Source organism: Mycobacterium sp. THU-M104, from assembly GCF_049197365.1.
In the GTDB taxonomy this organism is placed as follows: domain Bacteria; phylum Actinomycetota; class Actinomycetes; order Mycobacteriales; family Mycobacteriaceae; genus Mycobacterium.
The window spans coordinates 1-22,178 of sequence record NZ_JBMIOP010000170.1 but is presented as its reverse complement, the minus strand read 5'-3'; the positions used below and the strand labels follow the sequence as shown (position 1 = coordinate 22,178).

The 22,178-nt window shown below is 69.5% G+C and carries 16 protein-coding genes and 3 pseudogenes; 11 read left to right on the top strand and 8 right to left on the bottom strand.

The genetic code is table 11. From position 1 onward, the window contains the following. The first annotated feature begins 195 nt into the window (after positions 1 to 195). The 3 genes and pseudogenes from ACOJVU_RS13845 (at position 196) to ACOJVU_RS13835 (ending at position 2,635) form a co-directional block, all read left to right on the top strand. Positions 196 to 873, top strand: a complete 678-nt coding sequence (locus ACOJVU_RS13845; RefSeq protein ID WP_421530289.1) for an SDR family oxidoreductase — start codon at positions 196 to 198, stop codon at positions 871 to 873. Positions 874 to 937: 64 nt separating this feature from the next. Beyond that, a pseudogene (locus tag ACOJVU_RS13840) lies at positions 938 to 1,033 on the top strand (LLM class F420-dependent oxidoreductase); the annotation flags it as partial. Between the two features lie 213 nt (positions 1,034 to 1,246). After that, positions 1,247 to 2,635 (top strand): NAD(P)/FAD-dependent oxidoreductase, encoded by a 1,389-nt coding sequence (locus ACOJVU_RS13835; protein ID WP_421530288.1) that lies wholly within the window; start codon positions 1,247 to 1,249, stop codon positions 2,633 to 2,635. A gap of 7 nt (positions 2,636 to 2,642) precedes the next feature. On the opposite strand, the gene ACOJVU_RS13830 is transcribed toward ACOJVU_RS13835, so the two are convergent. From ACOJVU_RS13830 to ACOJVU_RS13800, 7 genes and pseudogenes are all read right to left on the bottom strand, one after another. Further along, complete coding sequence (locus ACOJVU_RS13830; RefSeq protein ID WP_421530287.1) at positions 2,643 to 3,290, bottom strand: urease accessory protein UreD; 648 nt, start codon at positions 3,288 to 3,290, stop codon at positions 2,643 to 2,645. Beyond that, a pseudogene (ureG, locus tag ACOJVU_RS13825) lies at positions 3,290 to 3,955 on the bottom strand (urease accessory protein UreG); the annotation flags it as partial. The pseudogene ureG and the gene ACOJVU_RS13830, both read right to left, overlap by 1 nt. Positions 3,956 to 3,971: 16 nt before the next feature. Beyond that, entirely contained in the window at positions 3,972 to 4,607 is a 636-nt protein-coding gene (locus ACOJVU_RS13820; protein WP_421530286.1) for an urease accessory protein UreF, read from the bottom strand. A 152-nt stretch (positions 4,608 to 4,759) separates the two neighbouring features. Further along, positions 4,760 to 6,474, bottom strand: a pseudogene (locus ACOJVU_RS13815) (urease subunit alpha). Continuing rightward, a complete protein-coding gene (locus tag ACOJVU_RS13810; protein WP_421530285.1) occupies positions 6,474 to 6,785 on the bottom strand; it encodes an urease subunit beta in 312 nt (103 codons plus the stop codon). Before ACOJVU_RS13810 ends, ACOJVU_RS13815 begins: the two are co-directional and overlap by 1 nt. Further along, a complete protein-coding gene (locus tag ACOJVU_RS13805) occupies positions 6,782 to 7,084 on the bottom strand; it encodes an urease subunit gamma (RefSeq protein WP_421530292.1) in 303 nt (100 codons plus the stop codon). The genes ACOJVU_RS13810 and ACOJVU_RS13805 overlap by 4 nt, the downstream gene beginning before the upstream one ends. A gap of 65 nt (positions 7,085 to 7,149) precedes the next feature. Then, positions 7,150 to 7,569: a PaaI family thioesterase gene (locus ACOJVU_RS13800; protein WP_421530291.1), complete on the bottom strand. Its 420-nt coding sequence runs from the start codon at positions 7,567 to 7,569 to the stop codon at positions 7,150 to 7,152. Positions 7,570 to 7,888: 319 nt separating this feature from the next. Between ACOJVU_RS13800 and ACOJVU_RS13795 the strand changes: the two genes are divergently transcribed. From ACOJVU_RS13795 to ACOJVU_RS13760, 8 genes are all read left to right on the top strand, one after another. Continuing rightward, a complete protein-coding gene (locus ACOJVU_RS13795; protein WP_421530284.1) occupies positions 7,889 to 8,305 on the top strand; it encodes a BlaI/MecI/CopY family transcriptional regulator in 417 nt (138 codons plus the stop codon). A gap of 14 nt (positions 8,306 to 8,319) precedes the next feature. Then, positions 8,320 to 9,270, top strand: a complete 951-nt coding sequence (locus tag ACOJVU_RS13790) for a M56 family metallopeptidase (protein ID WP_421530283.1) — start codon at positions 8,320 to 8,322, stop codon at positions 9,268 to 9,270. A gap of 103 nt (positions 9,271 to 9,373) precedes the next feature. Beyond that, on the top strand, positions 9,374 to 10,873 hold the full coding sequence (gene gndA, locus ACOJVU_RS13785; RefSeq protein WP_421530282.1) for an NADP-dependent phosphogluconate dehydrogenase: 1,500 nt from the start codon (positions 9,374 to 9,376) through the stop codon (positions 10,871 to 10,873). A 43-nt stretch (positions 10,874 to 10,916) separates the two neighbouring features. Next, a complete protein-coding gene (locus ACOJVU_RS13780; RefSeq protein WP_421530281.1) occupies positions 10,917 to 12,365 on the top strand; it encodes a GuaB1 family IMP dehydrogenase-related protein in 1,449 nt (482 codons plus the stop codon). Positions 12,366 to 12,571: 206 nt separating this feature from the next. Then, positions 12,572 to 13,939 (top strand): hemolysin family protein, encoded by a 1,368-nt coding sequence (locus ACOJVU_RS13775; RefSeq protein WP_421530280.1) that lies wholly within the window; start codon positions 12,572 to 12,574, stop codon positions 13,937 to 13,939. 8 nt (positions 13,940 to 13,947) lie between these two features. Further along, positions 13,948 to 14,988 carry a hemolysin family protein gene (locus tag ACOJVU_RS13770; RefSeq protein WP_421530290.1) on the top strand — a complete coding sequence of 347 codons (1,041 nt, stop codon included), beginning with the start codon at positions 13,948 to 13,950 and terminating at the stop codon, positions 14,986 to 14,988. Between the two features lie 307 nt (positions 14,989 to 15,295). Next, on the top strand, positions 15,296 to 17,482 hold the full coding sequence (locus ACOJVU_RS13765; RefSeq protein ID WP_421530279.1) for a malate synthase G: 2,187 nt from the start codon (positions 15,296 to 15,298) through the stop codon (positions 17,480 to 17,482). Between the two features lie 82 nt (positions 17,483 to 17,564). Then, positions 17,565 to 19,619 (top strand): substrate-binding domain-containing protein, encoded by a 2,055-nt coding sequence (locus ACOJVU_RS13760; RefSeq protein WP_421530278.1) that lies wholly within the window; start codon positions 17,565 to 17,567, stop codon positions 19,617 to 19,619. A 15-nt stretch (positions 19,620 to 19,634) separates the two neighbouring features. Here the strand turns inward: ACOJVU_RS13760 and gcvP are convergent. Continuing rightward, on the bottom strand, positions 19,635 to 22,178 hold a 2,544-nt coding region (gcvP, locus tag ACOJVU_RS13755), incomplete at its 5' end, for an aminomethyl-transferring glycine dehydrogenase (RefSeq protein ID WP_421530277.1).

The following is a 22,178-nucleotide window of genomic DNA, read 5'->3' as shown; positions in this document are numbered from 1 at the left end:
GTTCATGCTCGCTGCGCTGCGCGTGCTCCACGTTGACACCTCCCACGCGCCGGCCAGATCAGCCGCGATCGAGGGGAAGGCCACACTTATGACCTATCAGCTACCGTCCAGTAACATACGTTCATCGCAGGCGCCGGAACCAGGTCCGCGGGCATGAGAGCCGGGTGTGGGTTCGACGGTGAAGACGAGGAGGTCATGGCAGTGGACGTGCTGGTCACCGGCGGGGACACCGAAGTGGGGCGCACAGTTGCCGAGGCTTTCCGCGATGCCGGCCACAAGGTGACACTGGTGGGCGCACGCCGCAGCGAGGTCGAGATCGCCGCAAAGGAACTCGACGCAGACGCAATCGTCTGCAACACCACCGACCCAGCCGGCCTCGACGAGGCCCGTGGACTTTTCCCCCAGCATCTCGACACCATCGTCCACGTACCGGCGCCGTCCTGGGACGCCGCCGACCCGCGTACCTACTCGATCGCCGATACCGCGCACGCGTGGCGAAACGCCCTCGACGCGACGGTGCTGTCGGTGGTAATGACCGTGCAGGCAGTGGGCGACCATCTGCGCTCCGGCGGCTCCATCATCGGCGTGGTGACGGAGAACCCCCCGGCGGGCAGCATCGATGCCGCGATCAAGGCCGCCCTGTCGAGCTGGGTTGCCGGGCAGGCCGGCATCTTCGGCACGCGCGGAATCACAGTCAATGCCGTCGCCTGCGGGCGCAGCGCGCAGGCCGGCTACGACGGCCTCTCGCGCACACCCCCGCCGGTTGCGGCGGAATTCGCCCGCCTTGCGCTGTTCCTGACCACCCCGGCCGCCCGCCACATCACCGGCCAGACCCTGCACGTCAGCCACGGCGCGTTGACCCAGTTCGCCTGAACCCGTCGCGGTTGGCGCGGATCGCCGGTTTACCCCCCGCGGGCCGATCGTTACGGTAACTGGCGTGGCTAGACGACTCGGTCTGCAGATTCCCAACTTCTCCTATTGCACCGGGGTGGACCAGCTCTTCCCCACCGTGATCGCCGCGGCCGGCGAGGCGCTGCGTCCGCTCGTAGGTCTCTGAGGGCTTGTGGCAGGGGTCGCGCCAGCGGCGCCCGACATGACGAGTAACATGACCGATGAACTGGAAAGATGCGTTCGATGTGGTTGATCGCACACGCATGTGGCTTGGTTTGGCGGGTACCCCTGCGACTACGGTGATTGACGAGTCGGAATTACGCGCCAAGGAGCCCCTCAGGAGCAGCGGATACACATGAGCCCCCAGCCAGAAAGTACAGCTGGAGCCAGTCGTCGGCACCGGGTCGTCATCATCGGATCGGGATTCGGCGGACTCAACGCGGCAAAGATGCTGAAGCGAGCCGACGTCGAGGTCACGATGATCGCCCGCACCACCCATCATCTGTTCCAGCCGTTGCTGTATCAGGTGGCCACCGGGATCATCTCCGAAGGAGAGATCGCGCCCGCCACCCGGGTGGTGCTGCGCGACCAGCACAACCTTCAGGTGCTGCTGGGCAACGTCACCCACATCGACCTGGCCGACAAGCGGGTCGTCTCCGACTTGCTGGGGCACACCTACGAAACCCCGTACGACAGCCTGATCGTCGCCGCCGGCGCCGGCCAGTCCTACTTCGGCAATGACCACTTCGCCGAATTCGCGCCCGGCATGAAGTCGATCGACGACGCATTGGAGTTGCGCGGGCGCATTCTGAGCGCCTTCGAGCAGGCCGAGCGCTCCCGGGATCCGGAGCGCCGCACGAAACTGCTCACCTTCACCGTGGTCGGAGCGGGTCCGACCGGTGTCGAAATGGCAGGTCAGATCGCCGAATTGGCCGAGCACACGCTCAAGGGCGCGTTTCGGCACATCGACTCGACCAAAGCGAGAGTGATTCTGCTCGACGCCGCCCCCGCGGTGCTGCCGCCGTTCGGGGAGAAGCTGGGTCGGCGTGCGGCCGCGCGGCTGGAAAAAATGGGCGTGGAGATTCAGCTGGGCGCGATGGTCACCGACGTGGACCGCAACGGCATCACGGTCAAGGATTCCGACGGCACCGTCCGGCGCATCGAGTCCCAGTGCAAAGTGTGGTCCGCCGGCGTGTCGGCCAGCGGGCTCGGCCGGGACCTCGCCGATCAGTCGACTGTCGAACTGGATCGCGCCGGCCGGGTCAAGGTGCTGCCCGATCTGTCCATTCCCGGACACCCGAACGTATTCGTCGTCGGTGACATGGCCGCCGTCGAGGGTGTGCCGGGCGTGGCCCAGGGCGCGATCCAGGGCGCCAAGTATGTGGCCCGCACAATCAAGGCCGAACTGCGCGGAGCCGATCCGACGAAGCGGGAGCCTTTCCAGTACTTCGACAAGGGTTCCATGGCCACGGTGTCGCGGTTCTCGGCGGTAGCCAAGATCGGCCCCCTCGAGTTCAGCGGCTTCATCGCCTGGCTGGCTTGGCTGGTGCTGCACCTGGTGTATCTGGTCGGGTTCAAGAACCAGGTCACCACGCTGTTGTCCTGGGCGGTGACCTTCCTGAGCAACCGGCGCGGCCAGCTGACCATCACCGAGCAGCAGGCCTTTGCGCGGACGCGGCTCGAACAGCTGGCCGAACTGGCGGCCGAGGCACATCGCTCGGAAGACACCCGGGTCGCCAGTTAACTGGCCACTAACAGGACAGCACCTCGCCCTGCCAGGTGCTCAGCGTTCCCCCGTCGGCCAATGCCAGCACCGTCATCCGGGAATCGGCCCGTGCGGCCGAAGCGATTGCCGGATAACACAATTCGCTGACGTTGGCGCGCGGGGCGCCCAGCACGTCGTCAGCCAGGGAACCGGCGCCCAGCTCCACCCGGTGCCGTGTGAGCGGCCGGTCGGCGCGGTCGGCGCACAGCGCTCCCGACCAGAACCTGTCCCGCTCACCGTGCCTGCCGATCTGGACTCGCTCACGCAGCCGGATCGATGCCTCCTCGTGCAGCAGCACCGAGATGTCGGACAGGTGACGCGCATGGGCGGCCACGACCGTCGGCTCGAGGTCGATGTCAAGGTCGCCGGCAACCTCCACCTCCCAGCGTGCGCGTGAGGTCGGTGTCGCCGGTCCCGGCAGCGCGACGCTGGCTGCGGCGCTGCGGATTTTCAGCCGGGCTCCCGGCTCGACGACCACGCGAATTTCGATGGCGTCGCCGCCCAGTGGGTTCGCGGCCGCGGAAACCAGGTGGACCGTGTCCGGTGCGGTGCAGCGAGCAGTCACAGCGCCGGCCCGGCATTCGATGCGCGGCAACCGGTTGGGGGCTGCGATCACCAGGAGCTCGGAGCGCATCAGCGGCGGGCCGCCTCGCGCAGTTGTGTCCGGACCCACGCCAGCACACCGGTCGCGGCCGGGTCCTCGGTCAAGGATTGCAACACCGTCGGACGGCCCTCGCGCACCACGTCGGCGTCGCGGGCCATCACCTGCAGACTGGCGCCCACCGCCGACGCCAAGTCGGTTTTGTTCACCACCAACAGGTCCGAGAAGGTCACGCCCGGCCCACCCTTGCGGGGCACCTTGTCGCCGCCGGCCACGTCGACGACGAAGATCTGCACGTCGACCAGTCCCGACGAGAACGTGGCGGTGAGGTTGTCGCCGCCGGACTCGAGCAGGATCAGGTCCAGCGCGTCGTGAGCGGCGATCAGGTCGTCGATCGCATCGAGGTTGGCGGTGATGTCGTCGCGGATCGCGGTATGTGGGCAGCCACCGGTCTGCACGGCCGCGATCCGGTCATCTGGCAGCACCGCATGCCTGCGCAGGAAGTCGGCGTCCTCGGTGGTGTAGATGTCGTTGGTCACCACCGCCAGCGACAGCTCGTCGCGCAACTGCCGGCACAGCGCGGCGACCAGCGCCGTCTTACCCGAGCCGACCGGTCCCCCGATCCCGATCCGCAGCGGCTCACCGCGGCCGCGGACGCGTCGGGGCCGATCGGTGTGGGTGTGGGTGTGGGAATGCGTTGTCGTGTCGAACCTTTCAGGATGAGAACAACGGCCGCTCGCGTTCGGCGTGGCACTGTGCGAGCGTGTCGAGGAGCGGGTCGGACAGGTCGGCCAGTCCCTTGGCCGCTTCGGCGGCGGTGTGCTCGCACAGATCCGCGAGTCGAAACGTGCAGGCCGCGACGTCGGCCGGGTCCAGCGCGAGCAGGCGCTGCGCGGCCGTCGCCGTGCCGGTCATCGCGGTGTAGACGACGGTCAGCGCGCTCTGCTCGGGACTCAACCCGCCGGCGGCGCCGACCCGGCCCGCCGCAACGGCGAGGTGCGGGCGGGGGCCGATGGCATCCCAGTCCGCGTCCGGCCAGACCCGTCGCGCCAACCGGGTCAGCCCGCGGCCCTGGCTGCGCGAGGCTTGGCGGGCCGCCGGAGACGGGGTGCGCGCGTCGGCCTCCCGGTCGGCGCCTGCCGGGGTGAGCTCGCCGCGCTGCACCGCCGCCGCGATCGATGCAGCGACCAGCCCGTGGCTGCGAATCCTCCTGCACAGGAAGGCTTCCAGCGTTGCCATGTTAGTGACCAATCCGGTGGTGACGGCCTCTTCGACGCCGCCGGAGTGCACGTGCGCCCCGGTGGGCAGCCGCGAGTCCGCGAGGGTCAGTAACACCGCGAGAGACATCATGGGGCGATGGTCGGCCCCGCGGAATTGGAGGACATCCGCTCCTGTGGGCTCGGCATGCGGCCGGTGAACATAGTCGTTGATCCTTCCACGCCCAGGTATCGGTGCTGCCGAAGCCCGTCCACTGCGCCCGTCGGGAACGTGTCGCGGGAGGGTCAGAACAGAAAATAGCGCTGTGCCATCGGCAATTCGGTCGGCGGTTGTTCCGGCCAGACCTCGCCGTCGATGCGCACGGTGAAGGTGTCCGGGTCGACCTTGATGTCGGGCAGGGCGTCGTTGAGCGGGAGCTGCGCCTTGCCCACGGCGCGAACATCGGCGACCGGCACCAGCGGCCTGCGGACCGCGAGCGTGTCGGCCACACCGGCCTCGATGGCCTGTGGCGAGACGAAATGCACGGAGGTCGCCGCCGCGGTGGCCGGGGCGGCCCCGAACATCGGCCGCGGCAACACCGGCTGCGGGGTAGGGATGGACGCATTCGCGTCACCCATCGCCGCCCAGGCGATCATGCCGCCCTTGATGACCAGGTGCGAGCGCACCCCGAAGAACGCCGGCTCCCACAACACCAGGTCCGCGAGCTTGCCCACCTCCACTGAACCGATCTCACGATCCATGCCGTGGGCGATCGCCGGGCAGATGGTGTATTTGGCGACGTAGCGCTGCACCCGGTTGTTGTCCGCGGCACCGTCACCGGGCAGCGCCCCGCGACGGCGTTTCATCACGTGGGCGCTCTGCCAGGTGCGTATCACCGTCTCGCCGATGCGGCCCATGGCCTGCGAGTCGCTGCCCACGATCGCGATCGCGCCCATGTCGTGCAGCACGTCCTCGGCGGTCATCGTCGATCCCCGGATCCGGCTCTCGGCGAACGCCAGATCTCCGGGCACCGCGGGGTTCAGATGATGGCAGACCATCAGCATGTCCAGGTGCTCGTCGAGGGTGTTGCGCGTGTGCGGGCGGGTCGGGTTGGTGGAGCTGGGCAACACATTGGGTTGGCCGGCGACCCTGATGATGTCCGGCGCATGGCCACCGCCGGCGCCCTCGGTGTGATAGGTGTGGATCGAGCGGCCGGCGATCGCGGCCAGTGTGTCCTCGACGAACCCCATCTCGTTGAGGGTGTCGGTGTGCAGCGCCACCTGCACGCCCGCCGCGTCGGCCACCGTCAGGCAGGCGTCGATCACCGCCGGCGTGGATCCCCAGTCCTCGTGCAGTTTGAAACCCGATGCGCCACCGCGCAATTGCTCCCACAGCCCCTCGGCGCTGACGGTGTTGCCCTTGCCCAGCAGCGCGAAGTTGACCGGCCAGCCGTCCAGCGCTTCCAGCATCCGGCCCAGGTGCCAGGCGCCCGGGGTGACGGTCGTGGCCTTGCTGCCCTCGGCGGGCCCGGTGCCACCCCCGACGATGGTGGTGACGCCGGAGCCGATCGCCTCGGGAATGAGCTGCGGGCAGATCAGATGCACGTGGCTGTCGATCGCCCCCGCGGTCACGATCAGGCCGTTGCCCCCGATGACCTCGGTGGACGGCCCGACCACCAGGTCCGGGTGCACCCCCGACGTGATGTCGGGGTTGCCGGCCTTGCCCAGCGCGGTGATGCGGCCATCGCGAATCCCGCTGTCGGCCTTGATGATTCCCCAGTAGTCGAGGACGATCGCGCCGGTGATCACGGTGTCGGGCGCGCCCTCGGCCCGGGTGGCGCGCCCCTGGCCCATCGACTCGCGCAGCACCTTGCCGCCGCCGAACACCGCCTCGTCGCCGGCCAGACCCGGCCCGCCGCTGCGGTCCTCGGTGATCTCGACCAGCAAATCGGTAGCCGGACCCGGTCGCCGGTGGTGGGCCCGCACACCAGGGCGTAGCGGTCACGGGACAGTGGCGCCATCAGTCGTCGAGCCTTCCGGGGGGATCCAGTGTCAGCCCGTGCACCTCACGCCGCCCGCGCAGCGGAACCAGTCGCACCCGCTGGGGCACACCGGGTTCGAAACGCACGGCGGTCGCGGCGGGGACGTCCAGCCAGTGGCCGCGGGCGGCCGCGCGGTCGAACGACAACGCCTTGTTCGCCTGCGGAAGATGGACGTGACTGCCGACCTGGATCGGGCGGTCCCCGGTGTTGACGATCTCCATCTCGAGGCGCTTTGCGCCCGCATTGATCTCGATATCGCCTTTGCCGTAGAGGATTTCGCCGGGAATCATGCGATCGGGTGGTGAACGGTGACCAATTTGGTGCCGTCCGGGAACGTCGCTTCCACCTGCACGTCGTCGATCATCTCGGGTACTCCCTCCATCACGTCGTCGCGGGTCAGCACATCGCCGCCACTGGCCATCAGCTGGGCGACCGTGCGCCCGTCGCGGGCGCCCTCGAGGATGTGGTCGCTGATGAGCGCAAACGCCTCGGGGTGATTCAACCGCAATCCGCGGGCCCGGCGACGGCGGGCGAGTTCGGCGGCGTAGGACACCAGCAGTCGGTCCTGTTCGTGCGGCGTCAAGCGTATGTCGGATGATCCCGCCACGCCGCGATGCCGGGGCCGTCGAAACCCCGAGCGCCGTTATGTCCGCGTCAAGGCGTCGTCTCGAGGTTCTGCAGCCGCACCTGGCCCCGCGCCACGAGTCGGTCGGTCGCGTCGGTGATCGTGACCAGCCAGAGCTGCTGACGGCGCCCGCGATGGACGGGTTCGGCTCTGCCGTACACGGTCCCCGACCCGATGGACCGCAGGAAATCGGTGTTGTTGTTGACGCCGACGACGTTCCCGCCGCCCCGGGTGGCCAGCCAGGTGTAAGCCGCCACGCTGGCCATGCTCTCGACCATCGAGCAATAGACGCCGCCGTGCACGAGACCCATCGGCTGCAGCAGCTTCGGTGTGACATCGAGTTGCGCCCGGACGCCGTCCGGGCCGAGTTCGGTGTAACGCAGGCCCAATTCGGTGTCGAACGGCGCAGTGAAGTCTGGGCCGTCGCCGGGGGTGACCGCGTCTGTCAGTTGCACGTCCTCGTGTCTACACCATCGGCGCGCGACCATCGGCGCGCGACCATCGGCGCGTGCAGTGGCCGGCGTCCACGGGCCCGTCCCGGAAACGGGCGAGCCCCGTGCGCAGGGCACGGGGCTCGCCGATCGAGTGGACCGGGGGTCACTGCAGCCCACAGGACTCCGTCGCGGTCGATGCTGCTCGATCACGATTAGAATAGGAAAGGCTGCCCTAATTTACAAGCCCGGCCGGGCGGCTCAGCCGGCTGCCGTTACGACGAACGGTAGTAAGCCGGAGTACGCTGGTCGCGACGCTTGAGGAGATGAGCAAACTATGCCGAAGCTGACCAGGTTAGGGGAGCTCGAGCGCGCTGTGATGGACCACTTGTGGTCAACGCCGGAACCCCAGACGGTGCGCCAGGTCCACGAGGCGCTGTCGGCGCGCCGCGACCTCGCGTACACGACAGTGATGACGGTTCTGCAGCGGCTGGCCAAGAAGAACCTGGTGTCGCAGATCCGCGACGACCGTGCCCACCGGTATGCGGCCGTGCACGGCCGTGAAGAACTGGTCGCCGGGCTGATGGTCGACGCGCTGGCCCAGGCGGAGGACTCCGGGGGCCGGCAGGCGGCGCTGGTGCATTTCGTCGAGCGGGTCGGTGCGGACGAGGCGCAGGCTCTGCGGCGGGCACTCGCCGAATTGGAAGCACAACAGAGCACAACGCCGCCTGGTGGCGTGCCGGCGGATTCATAAGGGAGACTGGCGGCGTGTGCGCGCTGGTTTTCGCTCTCCTCGCGGTGGTGCTGGTCGGTCCCGCGCCGGCCGTGCTGGCACGCGCGACGTGGCCATTGCGCGCCCCGCGCGCCGCGATGGTGTTGTGGCAGGCCATCGCGCTGGCCGCGGTCCTGTCGACCTTCAGTGCGGGCATAACCATCGCCAGCTGGCTGTTGATGCCGGGTTCCGACGGGCGACCCACAGTCGGCGTCGTCGAGGCCGCGGCAAAGATGGGCTGGCCACTGTGGATGGCATGCGTCGCCACCTTCGCGCTGACCGTGCTGGTGGGTGTCAGATTGACGGTTGCGGTGGTGCGCGTCGTCATCGCCAATCGACGTCGGCGGGCGCATCACCGAATGGTGGTCGACCTCGTCGGGGTCGACCACGAGGCTGTCCGTGTGCAGCCGTGCGCACGGACCCGCGACCTGCGCGTGTTGGGGGTGGCTCAGCCGCTGGCCTACTGCCTGCCCGGAGTGCGCAGCCGCGTGGTCGTCAGCGAAGGGGCGCTGACGACTCTCACCGGAGACGAGGTCGCGGCCGTCCTGACCCACGAGCGGGCGCACCTGCGGGCCCGACACGACCTGGTGCTGGAGGCGTTCACCGCCGTGCACGCCGCCTTCCCCCGATTCGTGCGCAGCTCCAGTGCGCTGCGCGCCGTGGAGCTGCTCGTCGAACTGCTGGCCGACGACGCCGCTGTGCGCGCCGCCGGGCGCGCTCCCCTGGCAAGGGCGCTCGTTGCCTGCGCGTCGGGGCGGGCGCCGTCGGGCGCGCTGGCCGTCGGCGGTCCCAGCACGGTGCTACGGGTCCGTCGGCTTGCGGGGCGGTGCAACAGCCTGACCTTGTCGGTGGTCGCCTACTTGGCCGCGGCGGCCATCCTGGTTGTCCCCACCGTCGCGCTGGTGGTGCCGTGGCTCACCGAGCTGCGGCGACTTTTCGATCTGTAGCAGCAGCCGGACCGAAACCACCCGGCGGACGGGTACTCCGCTGTGCCACAGTGTGTCGGAAAGGCTTGCCACAGAAGTTCTCCAAACCGAGAGGCGCGAAGACATGAGTTCGTCGGAAACCAAGTCGGAAACCAAGTCGGCCACCCCGTCGGATGCCAAGCCGAACCGCACGGCCGGTACCGCTCAGATCGGCGTCACCGGCCTGGCCGTGATGGGCTCGAACATCGCCCGCAACTTCGCCCGGCACGGCTACACGGTGGCGCTGCACAACCGGACGGTCGCCAAGACCGACGCACTGCTCGCCGAGCACGGCGACGACGGCGAATTCGTGCGCTGCCAGACCATCGCGGAGTTCCTCGACGCGCTGGAGAAGCCGCGGCGGGTGCTCATCATGGTCAAGGCAGGCGAGGCCACCGACGCCGTCATCAACGAGCTCGCCGACGCCATGGAACAAGGCGACATCATCATCGACGGGGGCAACGCCCTCTACACCGACACCATCCGCCGCGAGAAGGCGATGCGGGAGCGCGGCCTGCACTTCGTCGGCGCCGGCATCTCCGGCGGCGAGGAGGGCGCGCTCAACGGCCCGTCGATCATGCCGGGAGGTCCGGCCGAGTCGTACAAATCCCTGGGCCCGCTGCTCGAGGAGATCTCCGCGCACGTCGACGGCGTCCCGTGCTGCACCCACATCGGCCCCGACGGCGCCGGTCACTTCGTAAAGATGGTGCACAACGGCATCGAGTACTCCGACATGCAGCTGATCGGCGAGGCCTACCAGCTGCTGCGCGACGGGCTCGGCAAGAACGCCGCTCAGATCGCCGACGTGTTCGACGAGTGGAACTCCGGCGAGCTGGACAGTTACCTGGTCGAGATCACCGCGCAAGTGTTGCGCCAGACGGACGCCAAGACCGGCAAGCCGCTCGTCGACGTCATCCTGGACGAGGCCGAGCAGAAGGGCACCGGACGCTGGACGGTGAAGTCGGCGCTGGATCTCGGGGTCCCGGTCACCGGCATCGCCGAGGCGGTGTTCGCCCGGGCGCTGTCGGGTTCGGCGACCCAGCGCACGGCCGCCAGCGGGCTGGCCTCTGGCGAGCTGGGCGCAAAGCCTTCCGATGCAGACCAATTCGTCGAAGACGTCCGGCAGGCCCTGTACGCGTCGAAGATCATCGCCTACGCGCAGGGCTTCAACCAGATCCAGGCCGGCAGCACCGAATACGACTGGGGCATCGCCCCCGGCGACCTGGCGACCATCTGGCGCGGCGGCTGCATCATCCGGGCGAAGTTCCTCAACCGCATCAAGGAGGCGTTCGACGCCGAGCCCGACCTGCCCACCCTGATCGTGGCCCCCTACTTCCGCAGCGCGATCGAGGCGGCAATCGACGGCTGGCGCCGCGTCGTGGTGAGCGCCACCCGGCTGGGCATCCCGGTGCCGGGCTTCGCCTCGGCGCTGTCGTACTACGACGCGCTGCGCGCCGAGCGGCTGCCGGCCGCGCTGACCCAGGGTCTGCGCGACTTCTTCGGCGCCCACACGTACGGGCGGATCGACGAGCCGGGCAAGTTCCACACACTGTGGAGCGGCGACGGCACCGAGGTGTCCGCCTAGCCCGTACCGGGCCGGACGGAAGGCGTGACGAGGTGGGGCGGCGATGAGGTTTCTGGACGGGCATCGACCCGGGTATGACCTGACCTACGACGACGTCTTCATCGTGCCGAACCGCTCGGAGGTCGCGTCGCGTTTCGACGTCGACCTGTCCACCGGTGACGGCGCGGGCACCACCATCCCGGTCGTGGTCGCCAACATGACCGCGGTCGCCGGGCGGCGGATGGCCGAGACGGTCGCGCGGCGCGGCGGCCTGGTGATCCTGCCGCAGGACCTGCCGATCCCCGCGGTCCAGCAGACGGTGGACTTCGTCAAGACCCGCGACCTGGTGCTGGACACGCCGGTCGTGCTCGAGCCCGACGATTCGGTGTCCGACGCGGTCGCGCTGATCCACAAGCGCGCGCACGGCGTCGCGGTTGTGGTGTTCGAGGGACGTCCCATCGGCGTGGTCGGCGAAGCGTCCTGTGTGGGCGTGGACCGCTTCACCCGGGTGCGCGACGTGGCCGTCGACGACTTCGTCGCCGCCCCGGTCGGCACCGACATGCGCAAGGTCTTCGACCTGCTCGAGCACGCCCCGATCGGGGTCGCCGTGGTGACCAACGCTGACGGGACGCTGGCCGGAGTGCTGACCCGCACCGGCGCCATCCGCGCCGGGCTCTACACCCCGGCCACCGACGCGCGCGGGCGGCTGCGCATCGGCGCCGCCGTCGGCATCAACGGCGACGTCGGGTCCCGGGCCCGCTGGTTGGCCGAAGCGGGGGTCGACGTGTTGGTCATCGACACCGCGCACGGGCATCAGGTCAAGACGCTCGAGGCGATCGCCGCGGTCTCCGAGGTGGTCTCCGAACTGGACCGCGACCTGCCGCTGGTGGCGGGCAATGTGGTGTCGGCAGAGGGCACCCGGGACCTGATCGAGGCCGGGGCCCGCATCGTGAAGGTCGGAGTCGGGCCCGGCGCGATGTGCACCACCCGGATGATGACGGGTGTGGGTCGGCCGCAGTTTTCCTCGGTGGTCGAATGTGCCGCAGCCGCCAGGGCACTGGGCGGCCATGTGTGGGCCGACGGCGGGATCCGCCACCCGCGCGACGTGGCGCTGGCGTTGGCCGCCGGCGCGTCCAACGTCATGATCGGGTCGTGGTTCGCCGGCACCTATGAATCGCCCGGCGACCTGCTGTGGGACCGGGACCGCCAGCCCTACAAGGAGAGCTACGGGATGGCGTCCAAGAGGGCGGTCGTCGCGCGCAGCGGTGCCGACACGGCCTTCGAACGGGCCCGCAAGGCGTTGTTCGAGGAAGGTATCTCGACGTCGCGGATGGGACTCGACCCCGCCCGTGGCGGCGTCGAGGACCTGATCGACCAGATCACCTCGGGAGTCCGCAGCACCTGCACCTATGTCGGTGCCGCCAACCTCGCCGAGCTGCACGAGCGAGCCGTCGTCGGCGTGCAGTCGGCCGCGGGGTTCGCCGAGGGTCATCCGCTGCCCCTGGGCTGGTGACAACGCCCTGAACACGTGGCAAAGGAAGCGTCCGGGCCGGCCGTTCCGGGACGGACGGGAATTTCGCTACCATGGCAATTCCTGTGATTCCCGCCCGCAGCACACCGCTGCGCGGCATCGAGCGAAGGGGATGACGTGCCGCAGGCACGCCTCGAGGCCGCGTACCCGCGGGTGAAATCGCCGCCCGCCGCGTTCCCGGGAACACCGTGAACCTCACCGCCGGCTGGGTCAGCGTGCTGGCCATCGCCGTGTTGATCGTCGCCAACGCGGTCTTCGTCGCGGCCGAGTTCTCGTTGACCGCGCTGGACCGCAGCACCGTGGAAGCCAATGCCCGCGCCGGAGCGCGCCGCGACCGGTTCATCCAGCGCGCCCAGAACACGTTGTCCTTCCAGCTCTCGGGTGCCCAGCTCGGCATCTCCATCACAACGCTGGTGACGGGTTACCTGACCGAGCCCATGGTCGCCGATCTGCCGCATTCGTGGCTGGACGCGCTCGGGGTGTCCGATCCGGTAGGCGACGGCGTCATGGCGTTGCTCGTGATGGTGGTCGTGACATCGGTGTCCATGGTGTTCGGCGAACTGGTTCCCAAGTACCTCGCGGTGGCAAGCCCGTTGGCGACCGCGCGCGCCGTCGTGAGCGCGCAGCTGTTGTTCTCGCTGCTGCTCACCCCCGCGATCCGGTTGACCAACGGCGCGGCGAACTGGATCGTCCGCAAGCTGGGCATCGAACCGGCCGAGGATTTGCGGTCGGCACGTTCGCCACAGGAGTTGCTGTCGCTGGTGCGCACCTCGGCGCGCACCGGCGCCCTGGACGCGGCCACCGCATCGCTGGTGCGGCGATCGCTGCAGTTCGGCACCCGGACCGCCGAGGAACTGATGACGCCCAGGTCGAAGATCGTGGCACTGCACACCGGCGGCAGCGTCGCCGACCTGATCGCAGCGGCCGCCGAGTCCGGATTCTCCCGCTTCCCCATCGTCGACGGCGACCTCGACGAAACCGTCGGCATCGTGCACGTCAAACAGGTGTTCGCGATCCCGCCCGCCGACCGCGCGCACACGCCGCTGACCACGCTGGCCCGGCCGGTCCCGGTGGTGCCGTCGACGCTGGACGGCGACGCGGTGATGGCACTCATCCGTACCAGCGATCTGCAGACCGCGATGGTCGTCGACGAGTACGGCGGCACCGCGGGGATGGTCACCCTCGAGGACCTGATCGAGGAGATCGTCGGCGACGTCCGCGATGAGCACGACGACGCGACCCCGGACGTGATGGCGGCCGGCCGCGGCTGGCGGGTGGCGGGCCTGCTGCGCATCGACGAGGTCGCCGCCGCCACCGGCTACCGCGGGCCCGAGGGCCCCTACGAGACGATCGGCGGCCTGGTGCTGCGCGAACTCGGCCACATCCCGACAGCCGGCGAGACCGTGGAGCTGCCGTCGCTGGACTCCGACAGGTTGATGGGCGCGCCGGGGCGCTGGCAAGCGACGGTTGTCCGGATGGACGGACACCGCATCGATCAGCTCGAGTTGACCGAGCTGGGTGGTCGGGACCGTCTGCCGGACGGGCACCGCCGGTGAGCGACACGATGAGACTGCTGCTGGCGATCCTGCTGATCGGGGTGAACGCCTTTTTCGTCGGTGCGGAGTTCTCGCTGATCTCGGTGCGCCGCGACCGTCTGGAGGCGCTGGCCGAGCAGGGCAGGAACAGGGCGGTCACCGTGATCCGCGCCGGTGAGCAACTGTCGTCGATGCTGGCCGGCGCCCAACTGGGCGTCACGGCCGCCTCGCTGCTGCTCGGCCGGATCGGCGAGTCGGCGGTGTTCAACCTGCTGGCGACGGGATTCGGGCTGGCCGGTCTGCCCCCGACGTTGCTGCACACCCTGTCGTTCGCCATCGCGCTGGCGATCGTGGTGACGTTGCACGTGCTGCTCGGCGAGATGGTGCCGAAGAACATCGCGCTGGCCGGTCCGGAGCGCACGGCCATGCTGCTGGTCCCGCCGTACCTGGCCTACGTGCGAATCGCCCGGCCGTTCATCGCGCTCTACAACCGCTGCGCCAACGCCGTCCTGCGGGTGCTGGGCGTCGAGCCGAAGGACGAACTCGAGAGCGCAGTCAACACCGCGGTGCTCAACGAGATGATCGCCGAGTCCGTCTCGGAAGGTCTGCTGGATCCCGAAGAGTACAGCCGGCTGACGCGGGCGCTGCAGGTTCGCAGTCGGGTGGTCGGGGACGTGGTCGTACCACTGGCTGCGATCAGGGCGGTGCCGGCGGCCGCGGCGGGCTCCGGGCCCACCGTCGGCAGCGTCGAACAGGCGCTGGCCGAGACCGGGTACTCGCGATATCCGGTCGAGGACCCGGACGGCCACTTCGTCGGCTACCTGCATATCAAGGACGTGCTCGCCCTCGGCGGCGATCCCGGTTCCGCGATCGACCTGGCGGTGGTGCGGCCACTGCCGCGAGTGCACACCTCGCTGCCGCTGGCCGAGGCCCTGTCCCGGATGCGGCGCGACAACAGCCATCTGGCCCTGGTGACCGGCGGTGAAGGCTCTGACATCGGCCGGGTGATCGGGATGGTGGCCATGGACGATCTGGTCGAAGACCTGGTCGGAGCCATGAACCAGGCCTAGCGAAAACCTCGGCGGAGCCCGCGCCGGCGTGGTGGGAGTGGCCGGCGGGGAGAACAGCGCTGACCCGTATGATCGCTACGGCCGCCGGTGAGGAAACGTACCGGGGCCGAGGTGTGCGCACCGCGGCGTGAGCGTTGCCGGCAAGCAGTGCTCGACGGCGCCCGCGATGTCATCGGGGACGCGGTCAGCGGATCGTGACCTGCTGCGGGGTCGGCCGGCGAACGGTCGTCGCGCTGCCTGTCGGTAGGCTGACGCCATTGCCAGTTGAGGGCCGGAGATGCGAGCGGGCCCGTTACGGAGGAGAGAAATGACTGATCGCGTGTCGGTGGGCAACGTGCGGGTCGCCCGGGTGCTCTACGACTTCGTGAACAACGAGGCACTGCCCGGCACCGATATCGACCCGGACAGTTTCTGGGCGGGCGTCGACAAGGTCGTCACCGACCTCGGCCCGCAGAACCAGGATCTGCTCAACCGGCGCGACGAGCTGCAGGCCCAGATCGACAAGTGGCACCGGCACCGGGTGATCGAGCCGATCGACCCGCAGGCATACCGGGAGTTCCTCTCCGAAATCGGCTACCTGCTGCCCGAGCCGGAGGACTTCACGATCACCACGTCCAACGTGGACCCTGAGATCACCACGACCGCCGGCCCTCAGCTCGTGGTCCCGGTCACCAATGCCCGATTCGCGCTCAACGCGGCCAACGCCCGCTGGGGCTCTCTCTACGATGCCCTCTACGGCACCGATGTCATCCCGGCAAGTGACGGCGCCGAGCAAGGCAGCGGCTACAACAAGGCCCGCGGCGACAAAGTGATTGCCTACGCGCGCACGTTCCTGGACGAGGCGGCACCTCTTGCGTCGGGGTCGTGGACGGAAGTGACGGCGCTGAGCATCGCCGACGGCCGGCTGCAGATCGACGTCGGTTCGGAGACCACCGGATTGGCCAGCCCGGAGAAGTTCGTCGGATACAGCGGCGAACTCGGCTCCCCCAACTGGTCGGTGCTGCTGGTCAACAACGGACTGCACATCGAGATCCAGATCGATCCGGAGTCGCCGATCGGCAAAACCGACGCCGCCGGCATCAAAGACGTGGTGCTCGAGTCGGCGGTCACCACCATCATCGACTTCGAGGACGCCGTGTCGGCCGTCGACGCCGACGACAAGGTCGGCGCCTATCGCAACTGGCTGGGTCTGAACAAGGGCGACCTGGCCGCCGAGGTCAGCAAAGACGGCAAGACGTTCACCCGCGTCCTCAACGAGGACCGTGGCTACACCACCCCCGACGGCGGCGAGCTCACCCTGCCCGGCCGCAGCCTGATGTTCGTGCGCAACGTCGGTCACCTGATGACCAATGACGCGATCGTCGACGCGGAAGGCAACGAGGTTTTCGAGGGCATCCAGGATGCGTTGTTCACCGGGCTGTGCGCCATCCACGGCCTGACCGCCGGCGACCCCCACGGCCCGCTGGCCAACAGCCGCACCGGCTCGGTCTACATCGTCAAGCCCAAGATGCACGGCCCCGACGAGGTCGCCTTCACCGCAGAGCTGTTCAGCCGGGTCGAGGATGTGCTCGGGCTGCCGCAGAAGACCATCAAGGTCGGCGTGATGGACGAGGAGCGGCGCACGACGGTCAACCTGAAGTCGTGCATCAAGGCCGCCGCCGACCGGATCGTGTTCATCAACACCGGTTTCCTGGACCGCACCGGCGACGAGATCCACACCTCGATGGAGGCCGGACCGATGGTGCGCAAGGGCACCATGAAGAGCCAGCCGTGGATCCTGGCTTACGAGGACAACAACGTGGACGTCGGCCTGGCGACGGGTTTCGCCGGCCACGCCCAGATCGGCAAGGGCATGTGGACGATGACCGAGCTGATGGCCGACATGGTCGAGCAGAAGATCGCCCAGCCCCGCGCCGGCGCCAGCACCGCCTGGGTGCCCTCGCCGACCGCTGCGACGCTGCACGCGATGCACTACCACAAGGTCGACGTCGCGGCGGTGCAGAAGGAGCTGGCAGGCAAGAGGCGCGCCACCGTCGACCAGCTGCTGACCATCCCGCTGGCCAAGGAACTCGCCTGGGCTCCGGAGGAGATCCGCGAGGAGGTGGACAACAACTGCCAGGGAATCCTGGGCTACGTGGTGCGCTGGATCGACCAGGGAGTGGGTTCCTCCAAGGTGCCCGACATCCACAACGTGGACCTCATGGAGGACCGCGCCACCCTGCGGATCGCCAGCCAGTTGCTCGCGAACTGGCTGCGCCACGGCATCATCACCAGCGAGGACGTCCGGGCCGGGCTGGAGCGGATGGCCCCGATGGTCGATCAGCAGAACGCCGGCGACAAGGCCTACCGGCCCATGGCGCCCGACTTCGACGACAGCATCGCGTTCCTGGCCGCCCAGGACCTGATCCTGTCGGGCGCCCAGCAGCCCAACGGCTACACCGAGCCGATCCTGCATCGGCGCCGGCGGGAGCGTAAGGCGCGCGACGCGGGTTAAAGCCGCCGTCGCTCGATACCGGGCTCCACACGCGATGAACCAGTTGACGTGACCAGTCGACGGAAAGGCGGCGGACGGCGGTATGGGTAGGCACAGCAGGCCCGACCCCGACGAGCCGGTCGATCAGCCCTCCGGCGAGCACGGCACGGGCGACGGGTTCGAGACGAACGGGCCGTGGGACCGTCTCCCGACGCCGGAGTTCGCCCCGCGTGGACCCGGCCGTGAAGCGGCGGACGAGGCCGACACCGACACCGACACCGACACCGACGAGGACGAATCCTCCGACGCCGAGGATCGCTATCCCGCCGACGGCGCGTTCGGCGCGAGAACGCCAGACGAGGATCCCCAGCTCGCGCCGCGCCCGGCGCCATCGCTGTTCCGGGGCGGGCACCGGGGCCTCGGCGACTGGCGCGGCGGCCACCGCAGCGTCGGCGGCCGCCGGGGGGTCAGCCTCGGGGTGATCGTGGCGCTGGTGGCCGTCATCGTGGTGGTCGGCACGGTGATCCTGTGGAGCTTCTTCGGCGACGCGTTGTCCAACCGCTCCCACCGCGGCGCGGTGCGCTGCGTGGGCGGCAAGGAGGACGTCGCGGTCATCGTCGACCCGTCGATCGCCGATCCGGTGCAGGAGCTCGCGGAAAGCTACAACGCCGCGGCCGGTCCGGTCGGCGACCACTGCATGGTGGTGAAGGTCAAGGCGGCCAACGGCGACGCCGTCCTCGACGGGTTCATCGGCCAGTGGCCGGCCGAGTTGGGCGAGCGCCCGGCATTGTGGCTCCCGGGCAGCTCGGTGTCCGTCGCGCGGCTCGCCGCGGCCACGGGCCCGAAGACGATCAGCGACAGCCGGTCGCTCGTGACGTCGCCGGTGGTGGTCGCCCTGCGCCCCGAACTCGAGCACGCCCTGCGCAACCAGAACTGGGCCACGCTGCCCGGCCTGCAGGCCAATCCGAACGCCCTGGACGGACTGAGCCTGCCGGGCTGGGGGTCGCTGCGGCTGGCATTGCCGACGAGCGGCAACGGTGACGCCTCGTTCCTGGCCGGAGAGGCGGTCGCGGTCGCCTCGGCGCCGGCCGGCACCCCGGCCACCCAGGGCATCGGCGCGGTCAACACGCTGCTTCGCTCCGAGCCCAAGCTGGCGGACAACTCGGTCGTGGAGGCGATGAACGCGCTGCTCAACGCGGATGATGTCGCATCGGCGCCGGTGCATGCCGTGATCACCACCGAACAGCAGGTGTTCCAGCGCGGCCGGTCGCTGTCGGATGCCAAGGGCAAGCTGAGCGCCTGGCTGCCGCCCGGACCGCCGCCGGTGGCCGACTATCCCACGGTGCTGCTCAGCGGCGAGTGGCTGACGCAGGAGCAGGTCGCGGCGGGCAGCGAGTTCGCCCACTTCATGCGCAAGCCCGAACAACTCGACAAGCTGGCTGCAGCAGGATTCCGGGTCGACGGCGTCGCACCGCCGAGCAGCCCGGTGACGGGCTTCCCGGCGCTTTCGGCCGCCCTGTCGATCGGTGACGACGGGCTGCGCGCCACGCTGGCCGAGGCGATGGCCGCGCCGCTCAACGGGCTGGCTGCCACCATCATGCTCGACCAGTCGATGCCGACCGACGACAGCGGCAAGACCCGGCTGGCCAACGTGGTCGCGGCGCTCGAGGGCACGATCAAGTCGCTGCCGCCCTCCGATGCCCTGGGCCTTTGGACTTTCGACGGTCACGAGGGCCGCGCCGAGGTGACGACCGGACCGCTGTCCGACCCGGTCAACGGCCAACCCCGGTCGGCGGCACTGATGGCCGCGTTGGACAAGCAGTACTCCTCGCCGGGGGGTACGGTGTCGTTCACGACACTGCGCATGCTCTACCAGGACAGACAGTCCAACTTCCACGCCGGCCAGACGAACTCCATCCTGGTCATCACCGCCGGGCCGCACACCGACCAGACGCTCGACGGTGCGGGGCTGCAGGACTTCATCCGGACCAGCGCCGACCCGGCCAAGCCGATCGCGGTCAACGTCATCGACTTCGGCGCCGACCCGGACCGGGCGACCTGGGAGGCCGTCGCACAACTCAGCGGCGGTAGCTACCGGAACCTGGCCACCTCGGCCTCCCCCGAGCTCGCCGCGGCACTCGACACGTATTTGGGCTGAGTGGCCCTCGGCGGACTACGCGAACGCCTCCACTGGCGGGCAGGAGCAGACCAGGTTGCGGTCGCCGTAGGCGCCGTCGATGCGGCGCACCGGCGGCCACACTTTGGTCCGGAAGCCCGTGCCCAGCGGGTAGGCGGCCTGCGCGCGGGTGTAGGGGTGATCCCAATCGTCGATCAGCAGGCACTGCGCGGTGTGGGGTGCGTTCCGCAGGGGGTTGTCGTCCACCGGCCACTCCCCCGCGCCGACCCGGTCGATCTCACCCCGAATGGCGATCATGGCGTCGCAGAACGCGTCTATTTCGGTCAGCGTCTCGCTCTCGGTGGGCTCCACCATCAGCGTGCCGGCCACCGGGAAGCTCATCGTCGGCGCGTGAAAGCCGTAGTCCGCCAGGCGTTTCGCCACGTCGTCGACGGTCACGCCGGTCGCCTTGGTGATGCCGCGCAGGTCGAGGATGCACTCGTGGGCGACCATGCCGTTCTCGCCGGTGTAGAGCACCGGGAAGTACTCGTCGAGGCGCCGGGCGATGTAGTTGGCCGAGGCGATCGCGGTCAGCGAGGCCGCGCGCAGGCCCGCCGCGCCCATCATCCTGATGTAGGCCCAGGTGATCGGCAGGATCGAGGCCGAGCCGTACGGCGCCGACGCCACCGGGTGCCCCGCGGGCAGCTCGGGGGCCAACGGGTGACCCGGCAGGAACGGCGCGAGGTGGGATCGCGCCGCCACCGGCCCGACGCCCGGACCCCCACCGCCGTGCGGGATGCAGAACGTCTTGTGCAGATTCAGGTGGCTGACGTCGCCGCCGAACCTGCCGGGCCGGGCCAGCCCGACGAGCGCGTTGAGGTTGGCGCCGTCGATGTAGACCTGGCCGCCGGCGTCGTGGGTGGCCGCGCAGATGTCGGCGACGTCGTGCTCGTAGACCCCGTGCGTGGAAGGGTAGGTGATCATCAGCGCCGCCAGCCGGTCGGCGTGCGCGGCGACCTTGTCTCGCAGGTCGTCGAGGTCGACGTCGCCGTTCCCGCGGCAGGCCACCACGACCACCCGCATACCGGCCAGCGCAGCCGAGGCGGCGTTGGTGCCGTGCGCGCTGGACGGGATCAGGCAGACGTCGCGGTGCGGTTCGCCCCTGCTGGCGTGGTAGTCGCGGATCGCCAGCAATCCGGCGTACTCGCCCTGCGAGCCGGCATTGGGTTGCAGGCAGACCGCGTCGTAGCCGGTGATCTGCACCAGCCAGCTCTGAAGGTCGGCGATCAGGCGACGCAGCCCGGGGGCGTCGGAGACCGGGGCGAACGGATGCTGGCGCGCGAATTCCGGCCAGGTGATCGGCTCCATCTCCGCGGCGGCGTTGAGCTTCATGGTGCACGAGCCGAGCGGGATCATGCTGCGGTCCAGGGCGATGTCCTTGTCCGCCAGGGTGCGCAGGTAGCGCATCATCGCCGTCTCGGTGCGGTACTGCGTGAACGCCGGGTGGGTCAGGAACTCCGACGTGCGGGTGGCGATACCCGCGCCCACCGGCTCGGCGGGCGACACCCCGAACGCCTCCAGCACCGCGGCCACGTGGTCAGCCGTGGTGGCCTCGTCGCACGCCACCGACACGTGGTCGGCATCGACGCGCCACAGGTTGATCCCCTTGACCTTCGCCGCGGCGACGACGGCGTCCGCCCGTGCGGGCACCCGGGCCAGGACGGTGTCGAAGTACGTGTCGTGCACGGCGGCGTCGCCGAGTGCGGCGGCGATCGTCTCGGCGTGACCGTGCACCCGGCGGGCGATGGCGGTCAGCCCCTCGGCGCCGTGGTAGGCGGCGTACATGGCTGCCATCACCGCCAGCAGCACCTGCGCGGTGCAGATGTTGCTCGTCGCCTTGTCGCGGCGGATGTGCTGCTCGCGCGTCTGCAGCGCCAGCCGGTACGCCGGGTCGCCGTCACCGTCGACGGACACGCCGACCAGCCGGCCCGGCAGCTGGCGCGCGTGCTGGGCGTGAACCGCGAGATACCCGGCATGGGGTCCGCCGAATCCCATTGGCACACCGAATCTTTGGCTGCTGCCGAACGCCACGTCGGCGCCGATCTCGCCGGGTGGGGTGATCAGCGTGCAGGCCAGCAGGTCGGCCCCGACGGCGACCAGCGCGCCGCGGTCGTGTGCCTGCGCCACCAGGGCAGCCCAGTCGGTGACCCGGCCGCTGGCCCCGGGCAGCTGGGCGATGACCCCGAAGAACTCGCCGTCGGGCAGCCCCTCACGCAGGTCGACGCTGACGATCTCGATGCCCAGCGGCCGGGCCCGCGTGGCCAGCACCGCGGCGGTCTGGGTGAAGACGTCGACGTCGACGGCCAGCCGGTTCGACACATCCCGGGCCGCGCGGTGCATCAGCGTCATCGCCTCGGCGGCCGCGGTCCCCTCATCGAGCATCGACGCATTGGCGATCTCGAGCCCGGTGAGGTCGGCCACCATCGTCTGGAAGTTCAGCAGCGCCTCCAGGCGGCCCTGGCTGATCTCGGGCTGATACGGCGTGTACGCGGTGTACCAGGCCGGGTTCTCCATGATGTTGCGCAGCAACACCGGTGGGGT